Raw genomic sequence first — 5681 nt, 5'->3', positions numbered from 1 at the left:
TGGATCTGGCGTGTAGAATGCGCGCCGGTCGACAGGGCGGTGGTTTAGTCCTGTTGATGCTTCGGTCGAATGGATCGAAAGCGGTTTGAAAGAGGTGGTTGACAGCGGTTTTGAACGCTGTAGAATGCGCCTCCCGCTGGAGAGAAGAAGTTCTGATCGAAGGCGCAAGTGGTTGAGTAGAAAGAAGTTTCTCCGGAAACAAAATCGAAAAACAGCTTGACAGATAGAGAGGCTGCTGTAGAATGCGCGCCTCGGTTGAGACGAAAGACTTAGCCAATTGTTCTTTAACAACTGAATCAAGCAATTCGTGTGGGTGCTTGTGAGGTAAGACTGATAGTCAACTGATTATCAGCATCACAAAGCAACACTCGTTAATTCGAGAGTTACCTTTCATTAATTTGAAAGTTTTGCGATTGCTGAGCCAAGTTTAGGGTTTTCTCAAAACCCAAGCAGTATTGAACTGAAGAGTTTGATCATGGCTCAGATTGAACGCTGGCGGCAGGCCTAACACATGCAAGTCGAGCGGATGAGAGGAGCTTGCTCCTTGATTTAGCGGCGGACGGGTGAGTAATGCCTAGGAATCTGCCTGGTAGTGGGGGATAACGTTCCGAAAGGAACGCTAATACCGCATACGTCCTACGGGAGAAAGCAGGGGACCTTCGGGCCTTGCGCTATCAGATGAGCCTAGGTCGGATTAGCTAGTTGGTGAGGTAATGGCTCACCAAGGCGACGATCCGTAACTGGTCTGAGAGGATGATCAGTCACACTGGAACTGAGACACGGTCCAGACTCCTACGGGAGGCAGCAGTGGGGAATATTGGACAATGGGCGAAAGCCTGATCCAGCCATGCCGCGTGTGTGAAGAAGGTCTTCGGATTGTAAAGCACTTTAAGTTGGGAGGAAGGGCATTAACCTAATACGTTAGTGTTTTGACGTTACCGACAGAATAAGCACCGGCTAACTTCGTGCCAGCAGCCGCGGTAATACGAAGGGTGCAAGCGTTAATCGGAATTACTGGGCGTAAAGCGCGCGTAGGTGGTTCGTTAAGTTGGATGTGAAAGCCCCGGGCTCAACCTGGGAACTGCATCCAAAACTGGCGAGCTAGAGTACGGTAGAGGGTGGTGGAATTTCCTGTGTAGCGGTGAAATGCGTAGATATAGGAAGGAACACCAGTGGCGAAGGCGACCACCTGGACTGATACTGACACTGAGGTGCGAAAGCGTGGGGAGCAAACAGGATTAGATACCCTGGTAGTCCACGCCGTAAACGATGTCAACTAGCCGTTGGGTTCCTTGAGAACTTAGTGGCGCAGCTAACGCATTAAGTTGACCGCCTGGGGAGTACGGCCGCAAGGTTAAAACTCAAATGAATTGACGGGGGCCCGCACAAGCGGTGGAGCATGTGGTTTAATTCGAAGCAACGCGAAGAACCTTACCTGGCCTTGACATGCTGAGAACTTTCCAGAGATGGATTGGTGCCTTCGGGAACTCAGACACAGGTGCTGCATGGCTGTCGTCAGCTCGTGTCGTGAGATGTTGGGTTAAGTCCCGTAACGAGCGCAACCCTTGTCCTTAGTTACCAGCACGTAATGGTGGGCACTCTAAGGAGACTGCCGGTGACAAACCGGAGGAAGGTGGGGATGACGTCAAGTCATCATGGCCCTTACGGCCAGGGCTACACACGTGCTACAATGGTCGGTACAAAGGGTTGCCAAGCCGCGAGGTGGAGCTAATCCCATAAAACCGATCGTAGTCCGGATCGCAGTCTGCAACTCGACTGCGTGAAGTCGGAATCGCTAGTAATCGTGAATCAGAATGTCACGGTGAATACGTTCCCGGGCCTTGTACACACCGCCCGTCACACCATGGGAGTGGGTTGCTCCAGAAGTAGCTAGTCTAACCTTCGGGGGGACGGTTACCACGGAGTGATTCATGACTGGGGTGAAGTCGTAACAAGGTAGCCGTAGGGGAACCTGCGGCTGGATCACCTCCTTAATCGAAGACATCAGCTTCTTCATAAGTATCCACACGAATTGCTTGATTCATAGTCGAAGACGATGCTGTAACGCGACCCTGTTATAGGTCTGTAGCTCAGTTGGTTAGAGCGCACCCCTGATAAGGGTGAGGTCGGCAGTTCAAATCTGCCCAGACCTACCAATTGCTTGGTGCAGAAGAATACGGGGCCATAGCTCAGCTGGGAGAGCGCCTGCCTTGCACGCAGGAGGTCAGCGGTTCGATCCCGCTTGGCTCCACCACTCTCTCGTGTTGCGGTGAGTGTTAAAGAGTTCAGAAATGAGCGCTTCAGGGAAAGCCTGTTGAGTGCTGATTTCTGGTCTTTTGACCGGTACGAATATCGTTCTTTAAAAATTTGGATATGTGATAGAAGTGACTGATTAATTGCTTTCACTGGCAATTGATCTGGTCAAGGTAAAATTTGTAGTTCTCAAGACGCAAATTTTCGGCGAATGTCGTCTTCACGATTGAGACAGTAACCAGATTGCTTGGGGTTATATGGTCAAGTGAAGAAGCGCATACGGTGGATGCCTTGGCAGTCAGAGGCGATGAAAGACGTGGTAGCCTGCGAAAAGCTTTGGGGAGTCGGCAAACAGACTGTGATCCAGAGATCTCTGAATGGGGGAACCCACCCGGCATAAGCCGGGTATCTTGTACTGAATCCATAGGTGCAAGAGGCGAACCAGGGGAACTGAAACATCTAAGTACCCTGAGGAAAAGAAATCAACCGAGATTCCCTAAGTAGTGGCGAGCGAACGGGGACTAGCCCTTAAGTTGATTTGAGTGTAGTGGAAGGCTCTGGAAAGTGCCGCCGTAGTGGGTGATAGCCCCGTACACGAAACGCTCTTATCAATGAAATCGAGTAGGACGGGGCACGAGAAACCTTGTCTGAACATGGGGGGACCATCCTCCAAGGCTAAATACTACTGACTGACCGATAGTGAACCAGTACCGTGAGGGAAAGGCGAAAAGAACCCCGGAGAGGGGAGTGAAATAGAACCTGAAACCGTATGCGTACAAGCAGTGGGAGCCTACTTTGTTGGGTGACTGCGTACCTTTTGTATAATGGGTCAGCGACTTATATTCAGTGGCGAGCTTAACCGAATAGGGGAGGCGTAGCGAAAGCGAGTCTTAATAGGGCGCTTTAGTCGCTGGGTATAGACCCGAAACCGGGCGATCTATCCATGGGCAGGTTGAAGGTTAGGTAACACTGACTGGAGGACCGAACCGACTACCGTTGAAAAGTTAGCGGATGACCTGTGGATCGGAGTGAAAGGCTAATCAAGCTCGGAGATAGCTGGTTCTCCTCGAAAGCTATTTAGGTAGCGCCTCGTGTATCACTGCTGGGGGTAGAGCACTGTTTCGGCTAGGGGGTCATCCCGACTTACCAAACCGATGCAAACTCCGAATACCAGCAAGTGTCAGCACGGGAGACACACGGCGGGTGCTAACGTCCGTCGTGAAAAGGGAAACAACCCAGACCGTCAGCTAAGGTCCCAAAGTTATGGTTAAGTGGGAAACGATGTGGGAAGGCTTAGACAGCTAGGAGGTTGGCTTAGAAGCAGCCATCCTTTAAAGAAAGCGTAATAGCTCACTAGTCGAGTCGGCCTGCGCGGAAGATGTAACGGGGCTCAAACCATACACCGAAGCTACGGGTTCATCCTTTGGATGAGCGGTAGAGGAGCGTTCTGTAAGCCTGTGAAGGTGAGTTGAGAAGCTTGCTGGAGGTATCAGAAGTGCGAATGCTGACATGAGTAACGACAATGCGAGTGAAAAACTCGCACGCCGAAAGACCAAGGTTTCCTGCGCAACGTTAATCGACGCAGGGTTAGTCGGCCCCTAAGGCGAGGCAGAAATGCGTAGTCGATGGGAAACGGGTTAATATTCCCGTACTTCTAGTTACTGCGATGGAGGGACGGAGAAGGCTAGGCCAGCACGGCGTTGGTTGTCCGTGTTTAAGGTGGTAGGCTGAGATCTTAGGTAAATCCGGGATCTTAAGGCCGAGAGCTGATGACGAGCGTTCTTTTAGAATGCGAAGTGGTTGATGCCATGCTTCCAGGAAAAGCTTCTAAGCTTCAGGTAACTAGGAACCGTACCCCAAACCGACACAGGTGGTTAGGTAGAGAATACCAAGGCGCTTGAGAGAACTCGGGTGAAGGAACTAGGCAAAATGGCACCGTAACTTCGGGAGAAGGTGCGCCGGTGAGGGTTAAGTATTTACTACGTAAGCCCATGCCGGTCGAAGATACCAGGCCGCTGCGACTGTTTATTAAAAACACAGCACTCTGCAAACACGAAAGTGGACGTATAGGGTGTGACGCCTGCCCGGTGCCGGAAGGTTAATTGATGGGGTTAGCGCAAGCGAAGCTCTTGATCGAAGCCCCGGTAAACGGCGGCCGTAACTATAACGGTCCTAAGGTAGCGAAATTCCTTGTCGGGTAAGTTCCGACCTGCACGAATGGCGTAACGATGGCGGCGCTGTCTCCACCCGAGACTCAGTGAAATTGAAATCGCTGTGAAGATGCAGTGTATCCGCGGCTAGACGGAAAGACCCCGTGAACCTTTACTATAGCTTTGCACTGGACTTTGAGCTTGCTTGTGTAGGATAGGTGGGAGGCTTTGAAGTGGGGACGCCAGTTCTCATGGAGCCAACCTTGAAATACCACCCTGGCAACCTTGAGGTTCTAACTCTGGTCCGTTATCCGGATCGAGGACAGTGTATGGTGGGTAGTTTGACTGGGGCGGTCTCCTCCCAAAGAGTAACGGAGGAGTACGAAGGTGCGCTCAGACCGGTCGGAAATCGGTCGTAGAGTATAAAGGCAAAAGCGCGCTTGACTGCGAGACAGACACGTCGAGCAGGTACGAAAGTAGGTCTTAGTGATCCGGTGGTTCTGTATGGAAGGGCCATCGCTCAACGGATAAAAGGTACTCCGGGGATAACAGGCTGATACCGCCCAAGAGTTCATATCGACGGCGGTGTTTGGCACCTCGATGTCGGCTCATCACATCCTGGGGCTGAAGCCGGTCCCAAGGGTATGGCTGTTCGCCATTTAAAGTGGTACGCGAGCTGGGTTTAGAACGTCGTGAGACAGTTCGGTCCCTATCTGCCGTGGACGTTTGAGATTTGAGAGGGGCTGACCTTAGTACGAGAGGACCGGGTTGGACGAACCTCTGGTGTTCCGGTTGTCACGCCAGTGGCATTGCCGGGTAGCTATGTTCGGAAAAGATAACCGCTGAAAGCATCTAAGCGGGAAACTTGCCTCAAGATGAGATCTCACTGGAGCCTTGAGCTCCCTGAAGGGCCGTCGAAGACTACGACGTTGATAGGTGGGGTGTGTAAGCGCTGTGAGGCGTTGAGCTAACCCATACTAATTGCCCGTGAGGCTTGACCATATAACACCCAAACAATCTGCGAAGGCATAGGCCGGAGACAGAGGGTGTCGATGGTGAAGTCGACAGAAAGCCGAAAATTTGCAAGAACTACAAATCATCTATCACGTATCCAAGGGATAGCGCCTAACCGCGAGATCCCAACCGAATTGCTTGACGACCATAGAGCGTTGGAACCACCTGATCCCATCCCGAACTCAGTAGTGAAACGACGCATCGCCGATGGTAGTGTGGTGCTTCACCATGTGAGAGTAGGTCATCGTCAAGCTCCTATACGAA

2 tRNA genes, 3 rRNA genes and 1 pseudogene are annotated in these 5681 nt (G+C 51.7%); 5 read left to right on the top strand and 1 reads right to left on the bottom strand.

The features are described from left to right. A pseudogene (locus ACE1CC_RS13875) lies at positions 1-304 on the bottom strand (hypothetical protein); the annotation flags it as partial. 153 nt (positions 305-457) lie between these two features. On the opposite strand from ACE1CC_RS13875, the gene ACE1CC_RS13870 reads away from it, so the two are divergent. The 5 genes from ACE1CC_RS13870 to rrf all read left to right on the top strand — a co-directional run bounded on the left by ACE1CC_RS13870 (position 458) and on the right by rrf (position 5670). Then, a 16S ribosomal RNA gene (locus ACE1CC_RS13870) occupies positions 458-1994 on the top strand. 85 nt (positions 1995-2079) lie between these two features. Next, positions 2080-2156: transfer RNA gene (locus ACE1CC_RS13865), tRNA-Ile, on the top strand. A gap of 22 nt (positions 2157-2178) precedes the next feature. Further along, positions 2179-2254, top strand: a tRNA-Ala gene (locus ACE1CC_RS13860). A gap of 258 nt (positions 2255-2512) precedes the next feature. Further along, positions 2513-5405 (top strand): 23S ribosomal RNA (locus ACE1CC_RS13855). 149 nt (positions 5406-5554) lie between these two features. Then, positions 5555-5670 (top strand): 5S ribosomal RNA (gene rrf, locus ACE1CC_RS13850). Together the 16S, 23S and 5S rRNA genes with 2 tRNA genes alongside form the textbook arrangement of a ribosomal RNA operon. Positions 5671-5681 lie beyond the last annotated feature (11 nt).

Source organism: Floridaenema aerugineum BLCC-F46, from assembly GCF_041929345.1.
Lineage (GTDB): Bacteria > Cyanobacteriota > Cyanobacteriia > Cyanobacteriales > Aerosakkonemataceae > Floridanema > Floridanema aerugineum.
Note: the sequence above shows the minus strand (reverse complement) of the source record. Positions and strands in the feature narration are given on the sequence as shown.